General features: G+C 69.8%; 23 protein-coding genes and 1 pseudogene. 12 read left to right on the top strand and 12 right to left on the bottom strand.

Features of this window, described 5'->3' with window-relative positions:
- Window positions 1-17: 17 nt before the first annotated feature.
- The 9 genes and pseudogenes from rpmH (at window position 18) to U0R18_RS21050 (ending at window position 6,180) form a co-directional block, all read left to right on the top strand.
- The gene (gene rpmH / locus U0R18_RS21010) at window positions 18-161 is read left to right on the top strand and encodes a 50S ribosomal protein L34 (protein ID WP_073695092.1); all 144 of its coding nucleotides are present in this window, start codon (window positions 18-20) and stop codon (window positions 159-161) included.
- A gap of 24 nt (window positions 162-185) precedes the next feature.
- Entirely contained in the window at window positions 186-542 is a 357-nt protein-coding gene (gene rnpA / locus U0R18_RS21015; protein ID WP_526372112.1) for a ribonuclease P protein component, read from the top strand.
- Window positions 539-796: a membrane protein insertion efficiency factor YidD gene (yidD, locus tag U0R18_RS21020; RefSeq protein WP_526372114.1), complete on the top strand. Its 258-nt coding sequence runs from the start codon at window positions 539-541 to the stop codon at window positions 794-796. The genes rnpA and yidD overlap by 4 nt, the downstream gene beginning before the upstream one ends.
- A 43-nt stretch (window positions 797-839) precedes the next feature.
- The gene (gene yidC, locus U0R18_RS21025) at window positions 840-1,871 is read left to right on the top strand and encodes a membrane protein insertase YidC (RefSeq protein WP_526372179.1); all 1,032 of its coding nucleotides are present in this window, start codon (window positions 840-842) and stop codon (window positions 1,869-1,871) included.
- Window positions 1,872-1,901: 30 nt separating this feature from the next.
- Complete coding sequence (locus U0R18_RS21030) at window positions 1,902-2,480, top strand: Jag family protein (protein WP_526372116.1); 579 nt, start codon at window positions 1,902-1,904, stop codon at window positions 2,478-2,480.
- 54 nt (window positions 2,481-2,534) lie between these two features.
- On the top strand, window positions 2,535-3,224 hold the full coding sequence (gene rsmG, locus U0R18_RS21035; protein ID WP_526372118.1) for a 16S rRNA (guanine(527)-N(7))-methyltransferase RsmG: 690 nt from the start codon (window positions 2,535-2,537) through the stop codon (window positions 3,222-3,224).
- Window positions 3,221-4,168 (top strand): ParA family protein, encoded by a 948-nt coding sequence (locus U0R18_RS21040; RefSeq protein ID WP_526372120.1) that lies wholly within the window; start codon window positions 3,221-3,223, stop codon window positions 4,166-4,168. Before rsmG ends, U0R18_RS21040 begins: the two co-directional genes overlap by 4 nt.
- Window positions 4,165-5,206: pseudogene (locus U0R18_RS21045) on the top strand (ParB/RepB/Spo0J family partition protein). Before U0R18_RS21040 ends, U0R18_RS21045 begins: the two are co-directional and overlap by 4 nt.
- A gap of 188 nt (window positions 5,207-5,394) precedes the next feature.
- Complete coding sequence (locus U0R18_RS21050; protein ID WP_526372122.1) at window positions 5,395-6,180, top strand: acetyltransferase; 786 nt, start codon at window positions 5,395-5,397, stop codon at window positions 6,178-6,180.
- A 6-nt stretch (window positions 6,181-6,186) separates the two neighbouring features.
- On the opposite strand, the gene U0R18_RS21055 is transcribed toward U0R18_RS21050, so the two are convergent.
- The 8 genes from U0R18_RS21055 to U0R18_RS21090 form a co-directional block, all read right to left on the bottom strand.
- Entirely contained in the window at window positions 6,187-7,404 is a 1,218-nt protein-coding gene (locus U0R18_RS21055; protein WP_526372124.1) for an N-acetylmuramoyl-L-alanine amidase, read from the bottom strand.
- Between the two features lie 157 nt (window positions 7,405-7,561).
- Complete coding sequence (trxA, locus tag U0R18_RS21060) at window positions 7,562-7,903, bottom strand: thioredoxin (RefSeq protein WP_526372126.1); 342 nt, start codon at window positions 7,901-7,903, stop codon at window positions 7,562-7,564.
- Window positions 7,900-8,886, bottom strand: a complete 987-nt coding sequence (gene trxB, locus U0R18_RS21065; protein WP_526372128.1) for a thioredoxin-disulfide reductase — start codon at window positions 8,884-8,886, stop codon at window positions 7,900-7,902. Before trxB ends, trxA begins: the two co-directional genes overlap by 4 nt.
- 81 nt (window positions 8,887-8,967) lie before the next feature.
- Window positions 8,968-9,447, bottom strand: coding sequence for an RsmA family anti-sigma factor (locus U0R18_RS21070; RefSeq protein ID WP_526372130.1), 480 nt, complete (start codon window positions 9,445-9,447; stop codon window positions 8,968-8,970).
- 24 nt (window positions 9,448-9,471) lie between these two features.
- On the bottom strand, window positions 9,472-10,035 hold the full coding sequence (sigM, locus tag U0R18_RS21075; RefSeq protein ID WP_526372132.1) for an RNA polymerase sigma factor SigM: 564 nt from the start codon (window positions 10,033-10,035) through the stop codon (window positions 9,472-9,474).
- Between the two features lie 49 nt (window positions 10,036-10,084).
- Entirely contained in the window at window positions 10,085-13,498 is a 3,414-nt protein-coding gene (gene murJ / locus U0R18_RS21080; RefSeq protein WP_526372134.1) for a murein biosynthesis integral membrane protein MurJ, read from the bottom strand.
- Entirely contained in the window at window positions 13,495-15,810 is a 2,316-nt protein-coding gene (locus tag U0R18_RS21085; RefSeq protein WP_526372181.1) for a hypothetical protein, read from the bottom strand. Before U0R18_RS21085 ends, murJ begins: the two co-directional genes overlap by 4 nt.
- On the bottom strand, window positions 15,807-16,601 hold the full coding sequence (locus U0R18_RS21090; protein ID WP_526372136.1) for an NUDIX hydrolase: 795 nt from the start codon (window positions 16,599-16,601) through the stop codon (window positions 15,807-15,809). The genes U0R18_RS21085 and U0R18_RS21090 overlap by 4 nt, the downstream gene beginning before the upstream one ends.
- A 115-nt stretch (window positions 16,602-16,716) precedes the next feature.
- Between U0R18_RS21090 and U0R18_RS21095 the strand changes: the two genes are divergently transcribed.
- Together U0R18_RS21095 and U0R18_RS21100 are read left to right on the top strand one after the other, a co-directional pair.
- The gene (locus U0R18_RS21095) at window positions 16,717-18,189 is read left to right on the top strand and encodes a CCA tRNA nucleotidyltransferase (protein ID WP_526372138.1); all 1,473 of its coding nucleotides are present in this window, start codon (window positions 16,717-16,719) and stop codon (window positions 18,187-18,189) included.
- A 6-nt stretch (window positions 18,190-18,195) separates the two neighbouring features.
- Window positions 18,196-18,702 carry a pullulanase gene (locus tag U0R18_RS21100; protein ID WP_526372140.1) on the top strand — a complete coding sequence of 169 codons (507 nt, stop codon included), beginning with the start codon at window positions 18,196-18,198 and terminating at the stop codon, window positions 18,700-18,702.
- A gap of 196 nt (window positions 18,703-18,898) precedes the next feature.
- Here U0R18_RS21100 and U0R18_RS21105 read toward each other — a convergent pair whose 3' ends face one another.
- Together U0R18_RS21105 and U0R18_RS21110 are read right to left on the bottom strand one after the other, a co-directional pair.
- On the bottom strand, window positions 18,899-19,672 hold the full coding sequence (locus tag U0R18_RS21105; RefSeq protein WP_526372142.1) for a TIGR03084 family metal-binding protein: 774 nt from the start codon (window positions 19,670-19,672) through the stop codon (window positions 18,899-18,901).
- 9 nt (window positions 19,673-19,681) lie between these two features.
- Complete coding sequence (locus U0R18_RS21110) at window positions 19,682-20,965, bottom strand: MFS transporter (protein WP_526372144.1); 1,284 nt, start codon at window positions 20,963-20,965, stop codon at window positions 19,682-19,684.
- A gap of 98 nt (window positions 20,966-21,063) precedes the next feature.
- Between U0R18_RS21110 and U0R18_RS21115 the strand changes: the two genes are divergently transcribed.
- Complete coding sequence (locus U0R18_RS21115; RefSeq protein ID WP_526372183.1) at window positions 21,064-21,678, top strand: YqgE/AlgH family protein; 615 nt, start codon at window positions 21,064-21,066, stop codon at window positions 21,676-21,678.
- A gap of 17 nt (window positions 21,679-21,695) precedes the next feature.
- Here the strand turns inward: U0R18_RS21115 and purU are convergent, their stop codons facing one another.
- A complete protein-coding gene (gene purU, locus U0R18_RS21120; protein WP_526372146.1) occupies window positions 21,696-22,601 on the bottom strand; it encodes a formyltetrahydrofolate deformylase in 906 nt (301 codons plus the stop codon).
- Window positions 22,602-22,604: 3 nt separating this feature from the next.
- Window positions 22,605-23,003, bottom strand: a complete 399-nt coding sequence (locus tag U0R18_RS21125; protein WP_526372148.1) for a hypothetical protein — start codon at window positions 23,001-23,003, stop codon at window positions 22,605-22,607.
- Window positions 23,004-23,014 lie beyond the last annotated feature (11 nt).

Genomic DNA, 23,014 nt, shown 5'->3' on the forward strand with positions numbered 1-23,014 from the left:
ATTGAGGAGAGACCACCGTGGCCAAGGGCAAGCGGACCTTCCAGCCGAACAACCGTCGTCGCGCACGTGTGCACGGCTTCCGGTTGCGCATGCGCACCCGCGCCGGACGCGCCATCGTGTCGGCCCGCCGTGGCAAGGGCCGTCGCTCCCTGACTGCCTGAGCTGTTCACAGCTAGTCACGGACGGTGCTTCCAGCGCAGTACCGCATGACGCGATCGGCCGAATTCGGTGCGACGGTCAGGCGAGGGGTGCGGGCGGTGCAGCCCGACATCGTTGTACATCTCCGGCGGGACGACGCGGACCCGGCGGGTCCCCGGATCGGCTTGGTCGTCGGGAAGACAGTCGGTTCGGCCGTGCAGCGCCATCGGGTGTCGCGCCGACTACGGCACGTCGCGAAATCGGTGCTCGCCGAGCTGGACCCTCGGGAGCGAATCGTGATCCGGGCGTTGCCGGGCAGCCGGCACGCGATCTCCGCACATCTCGAGCAGCAGCTGCGTTCGGGAATCCGGCGCTCCCATGATGCGATGAGCAGCCGACCATGAGCCGTACCGTCAGAAGTGTGATCTATGTGATCGAGCTCTATCGAAACATGGTGTCGCCATTGCGATTACCGACGTGCCGTTTCACTCCCACGTGCAGTCAGTATGCGGTCTCCGCGCTCACCGAGTTCGGTCTTGTCCGGGGCGGCTGGCTCGCCCTGATCCGACTGGCCAAGTGTGGCCCGTGGCATGCGGGGGGATGGGATCCCGTCCCCGACCGCCCGGTTATCGATGGCAGAAACGAGTCCTATGTTTAATTGGTTCAGCCTCGACGTCATCTACTACCCGGTCTCCGGGATCATGTGGCTCTGGTACAAGCTGTTCGGGTCCTTGCTCGGCCCGACCAACTTCTTCGCCTGGGCGCTGTCGGTGATGTTCCTGGTCTTCACGCTCCGCGCGATCCTCTACAAGCCGTTCGTGCGACAGATCCGCACCACCCGGCAGATGCAGGAACTGCAACCACAGATCAAGGCCTTGCAGAAGAAGTACGGCAAGGACCGCCAGCGGATGGCGCTCGAGATGCAGAAGCTGCAGAAGGAGCACGGGTTCAACCCGATCCTCGGCTGCCTGCCGATGCTGGCGCAGATCCCGGTGTTCCTCGGTCTGTACCACGTGCTGCGGTCGTTCAACAGGACTCAGGGTGGCTTCGGTCAGCCGCAGCTGACGGCGGACGAGAACAAGGCCATTGGCAACTATTTCTTCAGTGCCACCGACGTACAGAACTTCCTGAGTGCGCACTTGTTCGGTGCACCGATCGGTGCTTCCATGACGCAGACCCGGGGCCTCGACGCTTTCGAGGTCTTCAGCCGGCCGGCGGTCATCGCGGTCGGGCTGCCGGTGATGATCCTGGCGGGCATCGCGACGTACTTCAACAGCCGGGCATCCATCGCCAGACAGAGCCCGGAGGCGGCGGCGAATCCGCAGACCGCTCTCATGAACAAGCTGGCGCTGTACGTGTTCCCGTTCGGCGTGGTGGCCGGCGGCCCGTTCCTTCCGCTGGCGATCATCCTGTACTGGTTCGCCAACAACATCTGGACCTTCGGTCAGCAGCACTATGTGTTCGGCAAGATCGAGAAGGAAGAGGAAGCCAAGCGGCAGGAAGCGCTGGAGCGGCGGTCGGCCAACGCGCCCGCACCCGGCGCCAAGCCGACGAAGGGGAAGAAGCGCGTCCAGGACTCCGCGGCTTCCTCGACCACTGATTCGGCGCCGGGCGCCGACGAGCCCGTGAGCAACGGTGTGGGGGTGGATGGCGAAGCGATCGACACGACGTCGTCCCCTCCACTGTCCAACAAGCCGCAGCCAGGCGCGCGGCCCAAGAAGCGCAATCGATAGACCGGAGAGACAGGGAAGACCATGACGGATATGACGAACGCTGACATCGAGCTCGACGTGACCGACGCCCAGGGGGAGTCGGCGGAAGGGGCCTCCGAGGCCACCGAGGCCACCGAGGCCTCGGCGGGACGCGGCTCGGAGGACCAGGAGGAGCGCCTGGTTGCCGAGGGCGAGATCGCGGGGGACTACCTCGAGGAGTTGCTCGACCTGCTGGACTTCGACGGTGACATCGACCTCGATGTAGAGGGCAACCGCGCAGTGGTCAGCATCGACGGCGGCGAGGATCTGGTGAAGCTGGTGGGCCGTAAGGGCGAGGTGCTCGATGCGCTGCAGGAGCTGACCCGGCTGGCCGTGCATCAGAAGACCGGCGAGCGCAGTCGGCTGATGCTGGATATCGCGAACTGGCGTCGCCGTCGCCGCGAGGAGCTGTCGGCCCTCGGCGAGAAGGTGGCCAAGCGGGTCCTGGAGTCGGGCGAGCGCGAAGAGCTCGCACCGATGACTCCGTTCGAGCGCAAGATCGTGCATGATGCGGTGGCAGGCGTGTCCGGCGTCCACAGTGAGAGCGAGGGTGTCGAGCCGTCTCGCCGCGTGGTCGTGCTGGCCGGCTGAGCGAGTTACACCTGTGTAGTTCTGAACGCCATTCAGACCCCGGAAGCCGGAGGGATGTTTCACGTGAAACATGACGGCGTCCCGGAGGCCCCGCCCGCCGCCGTAGGCGTATTCGGCGAGGGATTGCCCGCGGCATACGCGTACGCGCACCTGCTCGCGACGGCCGGGGTGGAGCGAGGTCTGGTGGGTCCCCGCGAACGCGACCGGCTCTGGGACCGGCACATTCTCAACAGTGCCGCCGTGGGCGAGTTGCTCTCCGGGGGTGCGCGTGTGGCAGATGTCGGAAGTGGTGCCGGGCTGCCGGGGATCCCGCTGGCGATCGCCCGGCCTGACCTGTCGATTGTCCTGATCGAACCCCTGCTGCGCCGGACCACCTTCCTGGCAGAGGCGGTGCACGAACTCGGGTTGTCCAATGTCATGGTGATGCGTGGTCGGGCCGAGGACCGAAGTGTTCGGGCGGAGTTGGAGGAGTTCGACGCGGTCACGTCCCGGGCCGTCGCCGCGCTGGACAAGTTGACGCGATGGTCGCTCCCGTTGCTCCGGGCCGGGGGCGAGATGCTGGCGCTGAAGGGCGAGCGCGCCGAGGCTGAAGTCGAGGAGAGTCGGAACGCAATGAGATCGTTGGGCGTGTCCGAGGTTCGAGTGGTGAAATGTGGCGTGGACTTCTTGACCCCGCCGGCGACCGTTGTGGTGGCTCGTCGAAGTGATCGGACCGGACAGAAATCACGGGGGAGAGGGCGATGACGGCGAACGAGGGATCCCGCCCGGTTTCACGTGAAACATCGCATTCGGCGTCGGGATGGCCGAACGATCCAGATACCCCGATCGGCGCCGCGGCCGAGCGCGCGATGCAAGTGCTGCACACCAACAGGACGCTGCCCCGCCCGGTCGAGCGGCGGGTGTTCACCATCGCCAACCAGAAAGGTGGGGTGGGCAAGACGACCACCGCCGTCAACCTCGCGGCTGCGCTGGCGGTGCACGGGCTCAAGGTTCTGGTGATCGACCTGGACCCCCAGGGCAATGCCAGCACCGCGCTGGGCATCGAGCACCGGCTCTCCGGCACCCCCTCGTCGTACGAAGTTCTGATCGGTGAGATCCCGCTGTCGGAAGCATTGCGGCAGAGCCCGCACAACGAGCGTTTGTTCTGCGTGCCCGCGACCATCGACCTGGCCGGCGCCGAGATCGAACTCGTCAGCATGGTGGCCCGGGAAAATCGGCTCCGCAATGCACTGGCCGAACTCGACAGCTCGGACTTCGACTACGTGTTCATCGACTGTCCGCCATCGCTGGGACTGCTGACCATCAACGCCTTGGTCGCTGCGCCCGAGGTGCTCATTCCGATCCAGTGCGAGTACTACGCGCTGGAAGGCGTCTCGCAGTTGATGAAGAACATCGAGATGGTCAAGGCGCACCTGAATCCGCGACTGGATGTCACCACCGTGGTCCTGACCATGTACGACGGCCGCACCAAGCTGGCCGACCAGGTGGCCGAGGAGGTCCGTCGCTACTTCGGCGACAAGGTGCTGCGGACGGTGATCCCGCGCAGCGTGAAGGTGTCCGAGGCACCGGGCTACAGCATGACCATCATCGATTACGACCCCGGCTCCCGGGGCGCGTTGAGCTACCTGGATGCCAGCCGGGAAATCGCCGAACGGGGTGCCGCCCGCGGTGGAAAGGGACACGCATGACTCCTTCGGATGGGGCGCCCTCGCGCCGCAAGGGCGGTCTGGGCCGCGGCCTGGCGTCGTTGATTCCGACGGGTCCGGCCGACGGCTCCAGCCCGGCGACGCTGGGTCCGAAGATCGGTGACGCCGCGGCCGACGTGCTCCTCGGCGGATCACCGGCCGTGCCCGTTGGGACGGCCGAGGAAATGGGGGCGGTGTACCGGGAGATCGATCCCGCCCAGATCGAGCCCAATCCGAAACAGCCCCGTCAGGTGTTCGATGAGGAGGCGCTCGCCGAACTCGTGCATTCGATCCGGGAATTCGGGCTGATGCAGCCGATCGTCGTGCGGGCGGTGCCGGGGAGCACGCCGGTCCGGTACCAGATCATCATGGGGGAGCGGCGGTGGCGGGCCGCACAGGAGGTCGGGCTGCCGGCGGTGCCGGCGATCGTCCGGGAGACCGCTGACGAGAATCTCCTGCGCGATGCACTCCTAGAGAACATTCACCGCGCACAACTGAACCCGTTGGAGGAGGCGGCCGCCTATCAGCAGCTGCTCGACGAGTTCGGTGTCACCCACGATGAACTGGCCTCCCGGATCGGGCGATCGAGACCTCTGATCTCCAACATGATCCGCCTGCTGCGGTTGCCGATCGCAGTCCAGCGTCGAGTGGCGGCCGGGGTGCTCTCGGCCGGGCACGCGCGCGCACTCCTGTCGCTGGACGGCGGTGCGGAGGCGCAGGAGGAGTTGGCGGCGCGGATCGTTGCCGAAGGGCTGTCGGTGCGGGCAACCGAAGAAGCCGTCACGCTGGCGAACCGGTCCGATGACCCCAAGCCGGGGGCCCCGCGGCGCAAGCCGATCCACATGCCCGGGCTCCAGGATGTGGCGGAACGGCTGTCGAGTGCCTATGACACCCGCGTGACCGTGAGCCTGGGGAAGCGGAAGGGCAAGATCGTCGTCGAGTTCGGTTCGGTGGACGATCTGCAGCGCATTGTCGGCCTGATGGACGACCGACCCCGGTAATCGACGCATCCACCGACACCGGGCCGTTATGTCACAGTGACGAATCTGTGCCCGGCGGCGGGCCCTGATCGGCCGCTAGTGCGAGATCTGTTGGGCCCCTACGATATTCGAGTTGGACGGGATGGTCGCCCGACCGGTGTCCGCGTTAGTGGTCGCCGCGGCGCGTTGTCTCCTATTCTTGAAGGGCTGTTCGAGATTGACCGCACCGCATGGAGGCCGGGAAAGCTAGTGTCCGCTCGTATCACGCCGCTGCGGCTCGAGGGATTCGACCTTCTGCCGAAGCACGCCCGACGGTGCGTCTTCTGGGAGGTGGACCCGGACGCCGTCGGCGGTGATGACCACCTGGCCGACCCTGAGTTCGAAAAAGAAGCCTGGCTCTCGATGGTGATGCTGGAGTGGGGATCGTGCGGATTGGTCGCCACCACCGGACCCGCCGTACCGGGCGAGGCCACCGAGGAGGACCGCGGGAGCGGTAGTTTCCGGAATCCCGTGGATCCCGCCTGCGTCGGCTACGTGCTGTACGCGCCGCCGCACGCGGTCCCGCGTGCATTGAGATTTCCCAGTGGACCGGTCAGCGCCGATGCGGTGCTGCTCACCTCGATGGGGGTGGAATCCGACCCGGCCACCGATGGGCTGCAACACGAACTCGTCGCCCGGGTGGTCGCCGAGCTGATCCGCCGAGGTGTCCGCGCGCTCGAGGCGTTCGGTCGGACGACGTTGGCCGACGACCTGCTCGAGGCGCCTGCCGTCGACCCGGCGGTCCGGGCCGCGGTCGAGGCCCTCGGGGACTGCTCCTTCGACCAGTGCATGATCGCCGCCGACTTCCTGCAGGAGGTCGGCTTCGTCGTCGTGTCACCACATCCGTACTTCCCCCGGCTGCGACTCGAGCTGACGAAGGGGCTGGGCTGGAAGGCGGAGGTCGAGGCCGCACTCGAACGACTGCTGGAGAGCAGTCAGCTCGAACAGCCGGTGGGTGCGGGCAGCACCATCAGTGCGCAACCGGCCGGCGGCTGACGAGGGTCAGCGGGCCTGGCCGTCGGCGAGCTCGTGCGCCAGCAGTTCGGCGAACGTGAAAGTGCCTGTGGGACGGTCGTTCTTGCCGAGCAAATAGAGCCGCTTGACGGCTGCGAGAATTCCTTCGGCGAGGGCGTCGCGGCTGGCGGGGGAGATCAGGACCGAACGGTCGTGCGGGTTCGTGATGTACCCGACGTCGACCTGGACGGTGGGCATCCGCGTCAGCCGGAGCAGGTCCCACGTCCGGCCGTGCGTGCGGCAGTCGCGTAATCCGGTGCGCGCCACTACTTCTCGCTGGATGAAATCCGCCAGGTTGCGGCCGATGGTGGACACCGAACCGTGGGCGTTGCCGAAGTAGAAGGAGGCCACACCACTGGCCGACGGGGACGGCTGGGCGTCGCAGCGCAGGCTGATCATCAGGTCGGCACCCACCGCGTTGGCGGTGTTGGCGCGCTCGACGTCGGACGGCCCCCGGTTGGCCGGACGCGACAGGAACGTCTCCATGCCGATGGCGGCCATCCGGCCCTCCAGCCGACTTGCCAAGTCCCACAACAGGTCTGCTTCGCTGACGAGGCCGTTCTCACCCGGGGTGATCAGACCGTGGTCGGGACCGCCACGGCCCGGATCGATGATGATGCGCTTGCCGGACAACCGCGGACCGGACCGGCGGACGAGTTCCTCTTCGTGGATCGCATGCGGCGAACCTCCGGTGACCCGGGACCCCAGGAAGTACAGCGAGCGCAGCGTCTCCGGTCCGCAGATGCCGTCGGCGGACAGCCCGTACTCGCGCTGGTAGGACATCAGCGCGTTGTGCGTCTGCAGGCCGAAGTGGCCGTCCACCATCGAGGTGTAGAAACCGAGATCCTGCAACCGGGCCTGCAGCGTGGCGACGTCGTCGCCGTACATCGGGGCGCCGAACTGATGGTTGAGCGTGCGCGCGCCCAGCCGGTAGGAGGCCTCCCGGAGCGCGCGGTAGGTGGCCTCGCCGACGATGCCGTCGACCAGGAGCCCCCGCTGCTGCTGGAATGCGCGAACCGCATCATCGAGGTCGGCGTCGAACAGGTCCAGGGCCACGTGCTTGCCGGTGGTCAGATCGGCGTCGGGGTTCTCGACCAGGCCGAGGGCGGCCAGCGCCGTCCGGATCTCGGCGACGGCGAAGCCGCGATCACCGCGACGCAACGCGTCGCCGATGTCCCCGACGTCACTGTGGTGCCGGATCGGCATCGTAGAGAACCTCACTCCCGGTGCTGACAGTCTGGCGGCAGGTTCGCCGAGCGGCTATGGCCGGCGTCCAGCGGCGTTGGTGCATTCTCTCAGACCCGCGCCCGATTAAGGAAAACACCAGGCTGACACGCGTGTGGGAACTTTTGTCCCCGCCGGGTCAGGAAATGACGTCGGCCAGCTCGCGCAGCAGCGCCGCCTTGCCCTTGGCGCCGACGATCCGCTTCACCGGCTGACCGTCCTTGAACAGGATCATCGTCGGGATCGAGACGACGTCGAAGCTCTGGGCGGTGGCCGGGTTGGAGTCCACGTCGAGCTTGGCCACCCGCAACTGGCCGGCCTTCTCGGTGGCGATCTCCTCGAGGACCGGGGCCACCATCCGGCACGGCCCGCACCAGGTGGCCCAGAAGTCGACGAGAACGGGCTCCGAGCTGGCCAGCACGTCATCGGCGAACGAGTCGTCGGAAACGGTGAGGGTGGCGCTGTCGTCGTTGGCACTCATCGCGGGGCTCCTATCAGATCGGTGTCGGTGCTGTCGGTGGGATGGGCGGCCTCGGCCAGCCAGCGCTCGGCATCGATGGCCGCCGCGCAGCCGCTGCCGGCGGCGGTGATCGCCTGGCGGTAGGTGTGGTCGACCAGGTCCCCGCAGGCGAACACACCTTCGATCGACGTGTGGGTGGACCGTCCCTGCACCCGGACGTAGCCCTCGTCGTCGAGGTCGACGACACCGCGGACCAGTTCCGAACGGGGGTCGTGTCCGATCGCGACGAACATGCCCGTCACCGGGAGCAGCGACTCCTCGCCGGTGACCTTGTTGCGCAACCGCAGGCCGCTGACGGTGCCGTCGCCCTCGACCGCGAGGACATCGGTATCGGTCACGAAGGTGATCTTGTCGTTGGTCCGGGCCCGCTCCAACATGATTCGCGACGCGCGGAACTCGTCGCGGCGGTGCACGACGGTGACGCTGCGGGCGAACTTGGTCAGGAAGGTGGCCTCCTCCATCGCGGAATCCCCGCCACCGATGACGGCGATGTCCTGGTCCTTGAAGAAGAAGCCGTCGCAGGTGGCACACGAGCTGACGCCGCGGCCGAGCAACTCCTCCTCGCCCGGGACGCCGAGATAGCGCGCCGCGGCGCCCATCGCCAGGATCACCGCGCGGGCCCGGTGCGTCTCACCGCCGGCGGTGCTGACCGTCTTGATCGGGCCCTCGAGAGAGACCGACTCGACGTCCTCCATCTGCAGGTCGGCGCCGAACCGCAACGCCTGTTCGCGCATCTCCTCCATCAGGGCCGGGCCCATGATGCCCTCTCGGAAGCCGGGGTAGTTCTCCACCTCGGTGGTGGTCATCAGCGCACCGCCGAACGACGTGCCCTCGAACACCAGCGGCGACAGCTGGGCGCGGGCCGCGTAGACCGCGGCGGTGTATCCCGCCGGCCCGGAGCCGATGATGATGACGTCCTGAACGGGGGTGGGACTGTCGGACATACGGGCCTTTCTGGCAGGTACTGGCACGGGTATGAACAACAAGGGTAGGCCCGAGTGTTCCCGGTGCGTGGACGGCCTGGATCAGCGGCCCGGCACCGCCGGAACCGCCGTCTCGCCCAGCAGGCCGGTGTCTGCGGCGCTGCATGTCAGGGATACGGCGAGGGCGGTCAGCGGGCCGGGGTCGCCGGGCCTGTCAGCCAGCACCAGCACGAGCGCCTCCCGCGAGCCGGGGGACCGGATCGTCCGGGCGCCCAGGATCGGCGTGGCGGCCGGGTAACCCAGGCCGCTCAGGCACGACGCCCGGCGGGCCGGATCGGCCAGCGGGCCCAGCTCCGGACGCTGATCCAGCAGCGCGATGAGCTCCTCGGCCGCCAGCGGGAACGCCGGGGCCGATGAGCTGGTTGCGATCGTGCGCGCCGTGGTGAGGCCGGAGCCCACCGGACCGTCGGGTGCCCGCCACAGGGCCAGCGCTCCGACGACGGCGGCCACGGCCGCCGCCACTGCGCCCAGCACCGTCAGTGCCCGCGGCGGCCCGGCCGGTGGGCGGACGGCATGCTTCACCGGGACAGTCTGCGCCATGACCGATCAGCTGTGGGTCGGCGCGAGCAAGCTCGCCAGCCGCTGTCGGCCGCGCGCCGCGCGACTCTTGACGGTGCCCTGGGGTATGCCCAGCAACGTCGCGGTGTCGGCGATGGAATACCCGTGCAGTTCGACGGCGTACAGCGCGGCCCGCTGGCCGGCCGGAAGTTGGGCCATGGCCGCGTGGACCATCAGCGTGGCGTCGAGCCGGTCACCGTGATCCACGGCCGGGTGGGCCGAATCCTCCAGCGGCGATGTGTGGTGGATCTTGTTGTGCCGCAAGCGATCCACGCACGCGTTGACGACGATCCGGTGCAGCCAGCTGCCGACGGCACACTGGTGCCGGAACGTCGGCGCGCAGCGGTGCGCGGCCAGCATCGCGTCCTGGAGGGCATCCGCGGCGTCCTCGGGGGCGCAGGTTCGCCGGGCCACCCGCGCCAGCCGATCGCGGTGCCGGCCGAACAGCTCGGCGAACGCGTAACGGTCGCCGGCCACGTGTGCGTCGAGGAGTTGCGCATCGCTACGGGGTATCGCGGGTTCGGTGCTGACCACCGTGCGGACGTTAGCCACCCGCCGCGCATCGGACACTTCACCCGGCGCCGGCCCTGGGGATAACCGGTCAGCCGGCGGCGCGGACGGTGATCTCGGTGATGTCGGAGCGGTTCTTGCCGTCCACGGTGCCCAGGGTGGAGATCCACACCAGCAGGTGCGAGGTGGGTGCGGTCGCGTTGACCTTGATGGTGTTGTTCCCGGCCTGGACCGCGGTCGGCTGCGTCAGCGCGGTGGTGTCCTCGAGGGTGGACGGCGAGGAACTCTCGGCCGCGCGGATCTGGATCTTGGTGCCCGTACTGGTCACCCCGACGTCGACCGAACCGACCTTCGTCGGCTCCGGCAGGTCGAGCATCAATCCCACACCGTTCTTGAAGTTCGGGAAGGGTGTCGGGTCGGTGTAGGTATCCACCGGCCACATGGTGGCCGGGTCGCCGTCGATGGCCAATCCCGCCAGGGAGGGTGCGTCGGCGCCGCCCTCGGGCGAGAACACCGTGGCCTTGACCGGCTTCACCACGGAGCCGGTGGCGGCGTTGCTGGCGCTGGTGGTCGGGTTGAGGCCCAGCTGATCGCCGTCGATGCTGCCCCCGACGTCGCCGAAGATCCGGCTGAGCACGGTTGCGAGCACGATCAGGGCCACCACCAGCACCACGCCGGCCGACGCGAGTCCGATCATCAGGGTGCGGCGGCGGCGCGCGCGGGCCTCGTCGTCATCGGGCCCGGTTTCCGGGGCGGGCGAGGGCGCGCCGGCGGTACCGGCCTGCGGTGCGCTGCCGACGGCGCCGATCTGCTCCGTACGGTCGGCCACCGCGGTGGCCTGCTGCAGCAGGTTGAGCAGGGTGGGCGCGGTCCGGATGCCGCCGCCGTCCTGGACCGAGCGGACGGCCGCCGCCGAGATCTGGAACGGAATACTCCGGTTGACCGTGCGCGGCTCGACGGGCTGACCGGTGGCATCGAGATCGGCCGGCCGCATCCCGCTGGGGTTGCCGGCCTCGCGCAGCGGCCAGCGGTCGACCAGCAGGGCATACAGCGCCGCTCCGATCCCGCGGATGTCGTCCTCCGGGGTGGCGTCGGGCAGCGTGGCCGGGAACGCCAGCGCGACGTCCCCGTCGATGCTCACCCGGATCCGGCTGGGGTGGTCGACCGACAGCGCGATGCCGTCCTGGTGGGCCGCGTCGGCGGCGGCGGCCAGCGACTGGATGGCCCGGGCGCCACCGACGGGTGAGGGCGCCGTCTCCGCGACCTCACGTAGCGAGCCCCCGCGGATCCACTCGGAGACCACCAGGCCGCCGGCGCGTTCGGTCGACGAGGCGACGTCGAGCACCCGGGCGATGCCGGGACGGTCGATGCGACTCAATTGTGATGTGCGGGAGAGGATTTCACGGACCGCGTCCGGCGTCATGGTGCCGTCGGGATCGACGAACGTCAACGCGACCTGGCGGTCGAGCGCGGTATCGAGGGCCTGCCAGAACTGCAGCCCCGGGGGGCCGCCGTGGAAGACCAGCAAGCGGTAGCGGCCGTTGGCCACCGTGGTACCGGGGATCAGGGCCTCGGCTGCCGGTGCTGCGGGGCGACGAACCTCCGTCACGATCTCGGTGGGGTTGTCGGCCGGCCGCGGGATCTGGACGGTGGCGTCCGGCGGCGTGGTCCGCGGCAGTCCCGAGGGTTCGTCGGTCACCTCCGGTCCTTTCCCGATGGGCGGGCCGGCGGCGCTCACCGGCAGTTTCCTGGCCATAGGGTACGTGACCGGGGCGCCGGTGGTGGGTGAGTCCGGCGTGACGGGTGCGACAGGTGCTACCGGTTGGCCGCGGGAGAGTCGGCGCCGGATCGCCGCCACGGCCGCGCGGGCCTCTGGGACCCGGGCAGCCACGATGACCGCCGCGACGATCGGCAGCATGATCAGTCCCAGGACGGCCAGCCGCAGCAGCGAACCCGCGCCGCCCCAGCGGGTCGTCAGCCCGTCGAGGCCGAGCAAACGGTCGGCGGCGTAGCCGACGAGACTGGCCAGCAGTGACGCGAACATGGTCACCAGGACCGTGCGCACCACCGCCAAGCCGACCAGCTGCCCGCCGTCCGGACGCAGGGCACGGCGCAACAGGAAGTAGCCGAGCACCGCGCCGGCCAGGAAGCCGAGGCCATTCGCGGCGCCCAGATACCCGGCCACCAGTTCGGGGTTGTCGGTGACGTGCGGGGCCGCCAGCGACGCGGCGATCTTCACCGTGGTGATCGCGATGACGATGAGGATCGGGATCCAGGGCTGTTCCCGCGCGTAGAACACCCGCAGTTCCAGCAGCACCAGGGCGTAGGGAATCAGGGTGAACGACGACAACGCGATCGAGATGCCGAGATAGTTGGCGTCGACCTCGCCGAACTTGCCATACGCGAACAGCGCGCTGCCGATGGCCGGACCGCCCACCGTCATGAAGGCCACGATCGGGATCAGGGTGATCATGGTCAGCCGCGTCGCCAGCGAGAAGTCGGCGAGCACGGCGGGGGTGTCCTCGGCGGCGGCGTTGCGGCTCAACCGCGGCATCACCACCGTGAGCACCGTGACGCCGATCATGCCGAACGGCAGCATCAGCACCAGCCACGTGTAGTTGTAGATCGCCGGGCCGGATGCGGCTGCCGCACTGGCGATCTGGTTGCCGACCACCAGTCCGAACTGACTGATCAGCACGTAGAGCACCATCGCCGCGGCCATTGCGCCGAACCGCTTCAGCCGGTCGTCGATGCCCCACAGCGGGCGCAGGCTGATCCTCTCCCGCCGGATCGCGATCAGCAGCACCGCGGTCTGCGCGACGACCCCCAGGGTGGTCCCGATCCCCAGGACGAGCAGCTTCGCGGTTCCCATCCGGACCGGGTCGGTCGAAAGGTCGCCGGGCACCAGGACGAACAACCCGAGCGTGGCGATCGCGACGACGTTGTTGACCACCGGCGCCCACGCGGGGGCGGCGAAGTGGTTGCGGTTGTTCAGGATCGCCATGAACACCGACGAGAGTCCGTAGAAGATCACCTGCGGCAGGAGCAGATACGCGAACGCCGTCGTCAGGGGTTGGTCGACCTTCGGGTCGTCGCCGAGCATCAACCGGACCAGCAGTGGCGCCGCGGCCACCGACAACACCGTCGTGACCGCCAGTAGCGTGATCGCCAGGGTGACCAGCCGACGGACGAAGGCCGTCCCGCCGTCGGGGTCGTCGCGCTCGGCCCGCGCCAGCACCGGTACGAAGATCGCGGTGAACGTCGCCTCGAGCACCAGCGCCGCAACCAGATTCGGCAACTGATTGGCCACGGTGAACGAACTGGACAGTGCCGCACCGAGAATCGCGGCCAGCAGCACGATGCGGATGAAGCCGGTGATCCGGCTGATCAGGGTGGCGAACGCCATGCCCCAGGACCGCGAAACCACGGCCGCGTCGGAGAGTTCCGCGCGGGCCGGTCGGGCGTCGGTCTCCGGCGGCTCGGCCATCGGGTTGGGCGGGGTCATCGGTCGCGCCGGTCCGGCCAGTTCAGATCGGCCGGGTCGGGCTGGCCGCGGAAGCGGTGCCACAGCCGTCGCCCGGTCAACGCCACCAGCACCGCGCCGGCGGCCAGGGTGATGAAGAACAGCACCCGGCCGTAGGCGTTGGAGTGCACCGACAGACGCACCGGGTCACCCAGGGCCAGCCCCTCCGGGGTGCGCAGCCCGACATCGACGGCCACCCGCTGCGTGAAGTGCACCTCGATCGGCACCCGCACCGGCAGGTATCCGGGGGGCAACTCCTGCTCGCCGATATCGGCCACCGTCATGCCCGGCGGGGCATCCACCTGGAGGCGGACCCGGATGGGGACCGCCAGGTCGTTGCGCAACGCCAGCGGCAGCGGGCTGTGCTCGGTGGCCAGGGTGTACGAGCCGCCGGGGTTGACGATGGTGACCGCCTTGAACAGGTCGTCGATGGTGGCGCCCACCGGGTCCAGGCGGGCGATCGCCAGCCCGTTGCGGGTGTCGGCCGGCTCGGCCTGGCTGAGTGCGCGCAGCATGTCCTCCCGCAGCGGGGCGGTGTACTGCGGCCCGGTGAGCCCGGTCTGCTGGTTGGTGGTCAGCGCCGCGGTCAGTCCCCACACGCGCGGGATCTGGCCGGCCACGCGGGCCACCACCTCGTCGTCGAACCGGCCGGGTGCGTCGGTCCCGGCGGCACGGTCGAGCGGCGTCGGCGGCTGCGGGTCACCGGCGGTCTCGGCGATCACGGCCGGCAGCGGCCGCGGTATCGCGAGACCGGTGTGGATGGCCGAGGCGAAGGCGGCCAGGATGCTCTGGGCGTCGGCGGGCTGCAGTCCCCACACCAACGGCGGCATCAGCAGTTGCAGGCGAGTCTCGGCATCCGGTGTGAGGGCGCGCCAGACCATGGCCGACACGGCGTTCTGGCGGCGCGCGGCCAGCGAGTCATGGTGCAGCGGGACGACCAGGCTGCTGTCCAGATAGGAGGGCGTCACCGGATCGTCGCCGGCGGCGGCCAGCGCGGCGCCCACCGCCGGATCGAACGGCGCGGCCACCACCGTGGCGGACAACCGGCGCGGTGCCAGCGCCGGGGTCCCGCCGTCATCGTCACCGGGTTCGGCTGCCGCGACGGCCACCGTACTGCCTTGTGCGCCAAGAAGATCGACAATGTTGTCGGTCAGCGGTTCGTCGCCGGTCAACGTGGCACCGAGCACCGGAGGGACACCGAGGATCTGTTGCACCACGTCGGCCGACCCACTCATGGTGAACTCGGTGAGCCGGGGGTCGCCGATGCGCTGCAGGGCACCGAGGCTGGCCTGGGCGTAGGGTGCGGCCGTCACGCACATCCGGCCCGCCAGGGCCCGCAGCCGGTTCAGCCACGCGGTGGCCGCGTCCTGACCCGCGCCCGGCCGGGTCGCGCCGTTCTGGTCGGGGTCGAGGACGACGTAGCCCGCGGTCATCGCATTGACGGTGACCAGCAGGTCGGGATCCACGGCCAGGCACAGGCCCCGGGCCACCGCGCCGTCGGGGTCGGCGGCCGGGCTGGTGGCGAATTCGGCGGCGCCGAGCAGACTGTCCAGTCGGCCCCCGGCGGCCAGTTCGATGGCCAGGGTGTCATCGCTCAGGCGCACCGGGGTGGTGCCGCCGGGCACACCCGGAGCCAGCCGCGGCCGGTCCGCCAGCGGCCACAGCATCGTCATCTGCACCGGGCGGGTGGTGTCGGGGGCCGCGGTGTCGGCTTCGGTGCCGGAATCCGGAACCGGGGGGAGCCCGAGAACCGGCAGGAGGAACCGGCCGTCGTCGAGGCGAGCGGCCTCGCCGTAGTCGGGGGTGCCGTTGACGTTCACCAGCAGGGGATACACCCCCGGCCGGTCGATCCCCAGTGCCGGCTCGGTCGCGGAGCTCAGCGGATACGCGAAGGTGAACCCGGCATGCTGGCCGGGCTGCAGCTCGCCGGCCACGTTGACGAATTCGGCGACGGGGGCGAACTGCTCGGTGGTGCCGTCGAGATCCGTACGCAGCTGGGCGGAACTGCGGATCGCCGGGGCGTGCTCCAGCCGCGCGACGATGTCGCGCACCACCCGGTCGCCGACGTTGTCGATGGTGCCGGTCACCCGTACCACCGGCGCGCTGCCGGTGGTCACCAGATCCGGGGTCACGCTGTCGATGCGAACCGTCAGGAACGTGGGAGTACCGGGTTCGCTGCCGCCCGCCCGGGGCACTGCGACCGGCAGCAGCAGTACCGTGGCCAGCACAACCAGCAGGACCCTCGCGATCACCGCGGCGACGCGCAGTGCGGTCCGGTGCGGTCCGGCGGTCACGGTGTCTTCGGCGACGCGGGCCCGCACCCGTTCGTCCGGCCGGAAGCGGGCCCGTCGGGACGATGGTTGCGACTGTGCGAATGAGTCTGCGGCCGCCGCCGGGGGGTGGTGCGGGGCAGTGGGGGCAACGCGTCGGGCCCGTGGGTCTGCAGCGTGCGGATCAGTTCGCCGGCGACCTCGGCCAGGCGCCGTTCGTCGGCGTAGGCCAGTCGGGATGCCAACTCCCGCAACGGAACCCAGGCCACCTCGGTGACCTCGAGATCCTCGTCGGAGAGCACGCCACCGGTGAAGCTCATCAGGTAGTGATGGACGGTCTTGTGCACCCGCCGGCCGTCGGTGACGAACCAGTAGTCGATGCTGCCCAGCGCGGCCAGCACCGTGCCCTGGATCCCGGTCTCCTCGGCCACTTCCCGGATGGCGGTCTGCTCGGCGGTCTCGCCCTGCTCGATGTGTCCCTTGGGCAGCGACCACAGCATCCGGCCGCGCCGGTCCACCCGGCCGATCAGGGCGGCCACCTGGTGCTCGTGGGGTCCGTCGAGGCCGTCGATGACGAGCCCGCCCGCCGACGTCTCGTGCACGGTCCGCAGCCGCTCACGCGGCCCGCGCGGGCCACGCGGCTTCGGTGTCCCCGCGGATCTGGCGGCGGGCGATGGAGTGGGAGCGACGCTCGCTGTGCCGGGTTCGTGGGCCGCGGCGGCGGGGCCGTCGGAACTGGTCGCCGGACCGGCGGCGCGACGCCCGCGGCGACGCCCGCGGCGCCGTCGAGGTTTGGGCTGATCGCCGTCGGACACCTCAGCGATAGTAGTTGTTCACCGTGGCGTCCCCGTCGCGCACTCGCCGGTACCGAGGTGCGCGCCCGGGCCGGCATTCGCGTCGGCCTCGTCATCCCGACTAGTCTCCGAGAACGTGCCCGAATCCGGTCCCGGCGGTGATCCCGCGCTCGACGCCCCGCTGCTGGCGCAGGCGCTGGTCGCGCTGAATCGGCAGGTTGAGCTGCTGGCGGCGCTCGGGAACCTGTTCGAATCCGCGGGGCATCAGCTCTACCTGGTCGGCGGCAGCGTGCGCGACGCGCTGCTGGGTCGCCTGAGCCCGGACCTCGACTTCACCACCGATGCGCGCCCGGACGCGATCCAGCGGATCGTGCGGCCCTGGGCCGACGCGCTGTGGGATACCGGCATCGAATTCGGCACCGTCGGCGCCGCCCGCGACGGCCGGCGCGTCGAGATCACGACGTTCCGGGCCGATTCCTACGATCAGGTGTCCCGCAACCCGGAGGTCCGCTTCGGCGACCGCCTCGAGGACGACCTGATCCGCCGGGACTTCACGGTCAACGCGATGGCCGTGCGGATCACCGCCGGGGGACCCGGCGAATTCCTCGATCCGCTGGGCGGGCTCGCGGCATTGCGCGACGGCGTGCTCGACACCCCGTCCCCGCCGGAGGTGTCCTTCGGTGACGATCCGCTCCGGATGCTGCGGGCCGCCCGATTCGTCTCGCAGCTCGGCTTCACGGTCTCTCCCCGGGTCCGTGCGGCGATCGAGGAGATGGCCCCGCAGTTGTCCCGCATCACCGCCGAGCGCATCGCCGCCGAGTTCGACAAGCTATTGCTCGGCGCCGACCCGGTCGCCGGCGTCGACCTCGTCGTGCAGACCGGCATGGGCGAACAGGTGCTCCCGGAGATCGGCGCGATGCAGATGGCGATCGACGAGCACCACCAGCACAAGGACGTCTACCAGCATTCGCTGACCGTGCTACGCCAGGCCATCGACCTCGAGGATCGCGCGGATCCGCCCGATCTGGTGCTGCGGTGGGCCGCGCTGCTGCACGACATCGGTAAACCGGCGACCCGTCGGCACGAGGCGGATGGCGGGGTCAGCTTCCACCACCACGAGGTGGTCGGCGCCAAGATGACCCGCAAGCGGTTGCGGACACTGAGGTACTCCAAGCAGATGGTCGACGACGTGTCCCAGCTGGTGTATCTGCACCTGCGGTTCCACGGCTACGGCGACGGCAGGTGGACCGATTCGGCGGTGCGCCGCTACGTGACGGATGCGGGGCCGCTGTTGCCGCGGCTGCACAAGCTGGTGCGGGCCGACTGCACCACCCGCAACAAGCGGCGCGCGGCGCGGCTACAGGCCAACTACGACGAGCTGGAAAATCGGATCGCCGACCTGGCCGCCCGCGAGGACCTGGCCAGGGTGCGTCCCGATCTGGACGGCAACGAGATCATGGAACTGCTCGGCATCCCGGCGGGACCGCAGGTGGGCGAGGCCTGGAAGTATCTGAAGGAGTTGCGGCTGGAACGCGGGCCGCTGGATCCCGAAGAGGCGCGCGCCGAATTGCTGGCGTGGTGGAACGCGAAGGCGGACCGCACCGTCTGATCCGGTATGGACTACTGCCTGGGAGAGGACGGGACCGCCACGATGTGGACCGGACCGCCGGATGTGGACACCGACGGTGACGGGTTGCTGGACGCCATCGGGTTGGACTTCGACGGCGACGGACTGCGCGACGACGCGCTGGCCGATCTGGACGGGGACGGCCTGGCCGATCACGCCGTGCTGGACGTGGGTGCCGACGACGGCCGGTGGTTCACCGACGACGGGAGCGGCACGTGGGCGATTGCGGCCACCGTGCAGCGCGCCGCCGGCGCGGGATTGCACTGGCAGGGTCTGGACGGCGCTGACCACGTCGGCGGGCCGTTGGTCGATTTCGATGCCGATGGCGCCGCCGATGATCGCTTGACCGATGTCGATGGTGACGGACTGGCCGACCGGGTGATCGCCGACGACGGGTCCGCGGGATATGTGGACACCGATGGGGACGGGCAGTGGGACGTCATGCTCGTCGACGCCGATAGTGACGGGTCCGCCGACAGCGCTCATCAGGTGTAGCCCCCGTATCTGTCCAGCCGTCACCGACACGTTGTTCGAGTGGACCGCGCAGTCAGCGCTGAACAGATCAGGGGCCCTCGCGCTGCGCGCTCAGCGGCCCACGCTCGTGTTGTTCGGCGTGGCTCCGCCCTCGCGCTGCGCGCTCAGCGGCCCACGCTCGTGTTGTTCGGCGTGGCTCCGCCCTCGCGCTGCGCGCTCAGCGGCCCACGCCGGGCGGGCCCGCGAAGGCCTGCGCGATCCGCAGCCAGCGTTTGGCATCGGGCCCCTCGGCAACCACGTCGAGCGCGGCCGGCGGCCGACGCTGGGTGACCAGCGCACAGAAGTCCGCGGCCGACCCCGTCACCCGCTGCGCGGCGTCCTCCGGCCCCCAGGACCACGAGTCGCCGCTCGGCGCAACCAGTTTCACGTGAAACTCTTCGGCGGGTGGAGTCAGGCCATGGATGGTGAACGCGAAGTTGCGGGTGCGCACGCCGATATGGGCGATCGAACGCAACCGGTCGGTCGGTGCCGGGGTGACCCCGAGTGCGTCGGCGACGTCGAGTCCGTGCGCCCAGGTCTCCATGAGCCGGGCCGTTGCCATCGAGGCGGCGCTCATCGGCGGACCGAACCAGAGCAGCTTGCGGTCGGCCGGCACCGACCGCAGGGCGTCGTGCAGCGCGGCGCGGGTCGCGCGCCACCGCGCGAGCAGTTCTTCAGGCGCGAGTGTGGCGAGTTCATCGGCGGCGTCGTCCACGAAGCCGGCCGGGTTCTGCGCGGCAGCGGCCAGGACATCGGAGAACCCCGGCTCGTCGGTGATCGAAGTCAGCGCCACCTCGTCCGTCCACAGCAGGTGCGCGATCTGGTGGGCGATGGTCCAGCCCGGCGCCGGCGTGGCCCGGTCCCAACCGTCGTCGGGCAGCGCCCCCACGAGGCCGTCCAGGGCGTCACTCTCGGCGCGCAGGTCGTCGACGATCTGTTCGGCGGAAGCCATCGGCAGAGCCTATTCCGGACGCCGCGGCGCCCGGACGGCAATGGCGTGCACGGCGAGTCCGGCCAGGTAGATGACCGACCCGGCGACCGCCAGGGCGGGGGAGTAGCCGTCGGCGGGTATCACCGCGGCCGCCAGCGTGATCGCCGCGATGAACGCCACCCAGAACAGCGAATCCTGAACGGCGAAAACCTGGCCGCGCAGCGCGTCGTCGACGTCCAGCTGGATCGCGCTGTCGGCGCACAACTTGATCACCTGGCCCGCCACACCGAGGAGGAAGCCGCACCCGACGAGCATCGGCAGCACTAACCCGGCACCGGCGATCTGCACCACCGCGGCGGCAACCAGCGCCCCGGTGGCCGTCACGTAGCGTCCCCAGCGGTTCACGACCAGCGGCGTGCACACCGTGCCGAGGAACATCCCGGCGGCCGTGGCGCCCCCGAACAGCGCTGTGGGGCCCAGGCCGGTGCTGCCGGGCGTGGCGCCGTGGCGCATGAGCACCAGCACCAGCAATGTGTTGATCCCGAACACCATTCGGTGGGCCGCCAGAGCCGCCAGCGTCGCGGTCACGGTGGGCCGGGCGGCCACCGTGTGCACTCCGTGCAGCCATCCGGTGGACACCGCGTAGAACACCGAGCCGTGGATGGCGCGACGGGTGTCGGCCGGGCCCAGCGTGCCGGGCGGGAACCGGGTGGCCAGCGCCAGTGCGGTCAGCACCGGAACCGCCACCAGACCCACGACGACGGCCGAACCGAGGTCGTTGGCGCCGAACATGATTCGGACCAGCAGCATGAAGTTGGCGCCCAGGAACGCGGCCACCGAACCGGCGGCGGTGGCCACGGCGTTCATCGTGACCACCTCGGCGCGCGGGACGACGTCGGGCAGCGCAGCCGACAGGCCCGAGGCCACGAACCGGGCGAACCCGTTGGCCAGCAGCGCACCGCACAGTAGCGGGATGTCCGGTGCGCCGACGACGAACAGCACGGCCACCACGACCACCAGCAGCAGTCGGCCCGCGTTGGCCCACACCAACACCCAGCGGCGATCCCAGCGGTCCAACAGGGCACCGGCGAACGGCCCGAGCAACGAATAGGGCAGGAAGAGGACTGCGAACGATCCGGCGATGGCCCATGGGGTCACCCCGCGCTCGGGATTGAACAGCAGCCCGCCCGCAAGCCCGGCCTGGAAGAGCCCGTCGGCGAACTGACTGACCATCCTCAGCGCGAGCAGGCGGCGGAACATCGGCAGGGCCCGCACCGCGCGCCACAGCGCGCCGGCCGCGCCCGCGTCAACCACGATCAGTTCCCCTGGTTCGTCGATCCCCTCGAATGAGCCTACAAACGGGCCGACCTTCGGCCGCGAGGTCTGTGACGGTTGGCCCGGTGAATGCGATGATGTATCCCGTGGCGCAGCCCGAAGATCCGGAGGACTTCATCGCGCCCGCGACCCCCCGGGTGCGGGCAGGCTCCCTGCTGCTGGCCAACACCGACCTGCTGGAGCCGACGTTCCGGCGCAGCGTCATCTACGTCGTGGAGCACAACGACGGCGGAACCCTGGGCGTGGTGCTCAACCGGCCCAGTGAGACGGCCGTCTACAACGTGCTCCCGCAGTGGGCCAAACTCGCCACCAAGCCGAAGACCATGTTCATCGGTGGCCCGGTGAAGCGGGATGCCGCATTGTGTCTGGGGTCGCTGCGATTCGGCACCGACCCGCAGGGCATTCCGGGACTGCGGCACGTGTCCGGCCGGATCGTGATGGTCGACCTGGACGCCGATCCCGATGCCGTCGCTCCGGCGCTCGAGGGCGTCCGGATCTTCGCCGGCTACTCCGGCTGGACCATCGGACAGCTCGAGGGTGAGATCGAGCGCGATGACTGGATCGTGTTGTCCGCGTTGCCATCCGACGTTCTGGTGGAGCAGCGTATCGACCTGTGGGCCCGGATCCTGCGGCGACAGCCGTTGCCGCTGTCGATGCTGGCGACGCACCCGATCGACGTCAGCCGGAACTGACGACCGGCCAGCAGCACCTAGAAAACGATCGTCTGGTTGCCGTACCGCACGACGCGGTCCTCGCAGTGCCAGAGCACCGCGCGCGCCAGCACCACGCGCTCGACGTCGGCGCCCAGTCGGCGCAGGTCGTCGACGCCGTGCCGGTGGTCCACGCGCACGACGTCCTGTTCGATGATCGGGCCCTCGTCGAGCTCCTCGGTGACGTAGTGCGCGGTGGCGCCGACGAGTTTGACGCCGCGCTCCCTGGCCTTGCGATACGGCGCCTCGCCGACGAACGCAGGCAGGAACGAGTGGTGGATGTTGATCAGCGGGCAGCCGACCTGCGTGATGAAGTCTGGACCGAGGATCTGCATGTACCGGGCGAGTACCACCAGATCCACGTTTCCGCGCAGCATCTCGAGCTGCCGAGTCTCCGCGTCGGCACGAATGTCGCGGTGGGCGGGCACGTGGAGGTATGGCACGCCGAACGGGCGAACCTGATCGGCCAACTCGGCGTGATTCGAGATCACCATGACCACCGACATATCCAGCTCGCCGCGCCGGTTCCGCCAGAGCAGGTCGAGCAGGCAGTGGTCCTCACGGGATGCCATGATCGCCACCCGTTTGGGCCGGCCGGCCTCCGTCAGCTGGAACGTCATCCCGAAGGGCTCGGCGACCTCGGAGCCGAACTCGCGCTCGAGCTCGTCGCGGGCCGCGGGCAGTCCCGGCAGGTGGAAGACCGTACGCTGCGCGAAGACTCCGCCGGCGGTCGCGGTGGCGTGCTGATCCAGCGAGATGATGTTGGCGCCGGCGCGGGACAGGAATGCGCTGACCGCGGCGACCAGGCCGGGGCGGTCAGCACAGCGCAGCAGCAGCCGGCCGACGTCCTTGATGGGCACGGCGCCGGTCTCCGGCGGCGGGAAGTCAGTGGGCAGGTCGGCCACCCCTCAATTGGAGGAGAGTGTGCAGCTGCCGCAACTGCCCGCGCAGTCGCCGGGTTCGGCGAGCGGTGTGGCTCCGCGAGGCCCGGCGATGGCCGAACAGGCGGGCGCGGCGTCGGCCTGCTCCACCGCATGCCGACCGGCCTGCCAGGCGCCGACGGCCACTGTGCCGACCGCACCGGCGGCGGCCACCAGGACCAGCGGCAGCGCGTGCCCGCCGGCGATCAGTGCGAGCAGGGCTCCCGCGGCCAGCATCGCGGCGGCGGCGAGTTGCGTCGGGACCAGGGAGCGACGGGCCTGCCAGCGCAGGTCCTGCGCCGAACGGTCCCGGGTGCGCAGGGTGACCAGAGCCGAGGCGGACAGCAGCGCGGCGACCACCAGACACAGCACTCCGGCGATCAGCATTGCGCCAGCCT

Origin of the sequence: Mycobacterium sp. (assembly GCF_046330795.1) — a bacterium.
GTDB lineage: Bacteria > Actinomycetota > Actinomycetes > Mycobacteriales > Mycobacteriaceae > Mycobacterium.

What these genes read in the sequence shown, in the direction of transcription:
- yidD (WP_526372114.1), top strand. Translation starts at nt 539, where the DNA reads ATGAGCCGTACCGTCAGAAGTGTGATCTATGTGATCGAGCTCTATCGA.
- yidC (WP_526372179.1), top strand. Translation starts at nt 840, where the DNA reads ATGTGGCTCTGGTACAAGCTGTTCGGGTCCTTGCTCGGCCCGACCAAC.
- U0R18_RS21030 (WP_526372116.1), top strand. Translation starts at nt 1,902, where the DNA reads ATGACGAACGCTGACATCGAGCTCGACGTGACCGACGCCCAGGGGGAG.
- rsmG (WP_526372118.1), top strand. Translation starts at nt 2,535, where the DNA reads ATGTTTCACGTGAAACATGACGGCGTCCCGGAGGCCCCGCCCGCCGCC.
- U0R18_RS21040 (WP_526372120.1), top strand. Translation starts at nt 3,221, where the DNA reads ATGACGGCGAACGAGGGATCCCGCCCGGTTTCACGTGAAACATCGCAT.
- U0R18_RS21055 (WP_526372124.1), bottom strand. Translation starts at nt 7,404, where the DNA reads ATGCCGATCCGGCACCACAGTGACGTCGGGGACATCGGCGACGCGTTG.
- trxA (WP_526372126.1), bottom strand. Translation starts at nt 7,903, where the DNA reads ATGAGTGCCAACGACGACAGCGCCACCCTCACCGTTTCCGACGACTCG.
- trxB (WP_526372128.1), bottom strand. Translation starts at nt 8,886, where the DNA reads ATGTCCGACAGTCCCACCCCCGTTCAGGACGTCATCATCATCGGCTCC.
- murJ (WP_526372134.1), bottom strand. Translation starts at nt 13,498, where the DNA reads ATGACCCCGCCCAACCCGATGGCCGAGCCGCCGGAGACCGACGCCCGA.
- U0R18_RS21100 (WP_526372140.1), top strand. Translation starts at nt 18,196, where the DNA reads ATGGACTACTGCCTGGGAGAGGACGGGACCGCCACGATGTGGACCGGA.
- U0R18_RS21105 (WP_526372142.1), bottom strand. Translation starts at nt 19,672, where the DNA reads ATGGCTTCCGCCGAACAGATCGTCGACGACCTGCGCGCCGAGAGTGAC.
- U0R18_RS21115 (WP_526372183.1), top strand. Translation starts at nt 21,064, where the DNA reads ATGTATCCCGTGGCGCAGCCCGAAGATCCGGAGGACTTCATCGCGCCC.
- U0R18_RS21125 (WP_526372148.1), bottom strand. Translation starts at nt 23,003, where the DNA reads ATGCTGATCGCCGGAGTGCTGTGTCTGGTGGTCGCCGCGCTGCTGTCC.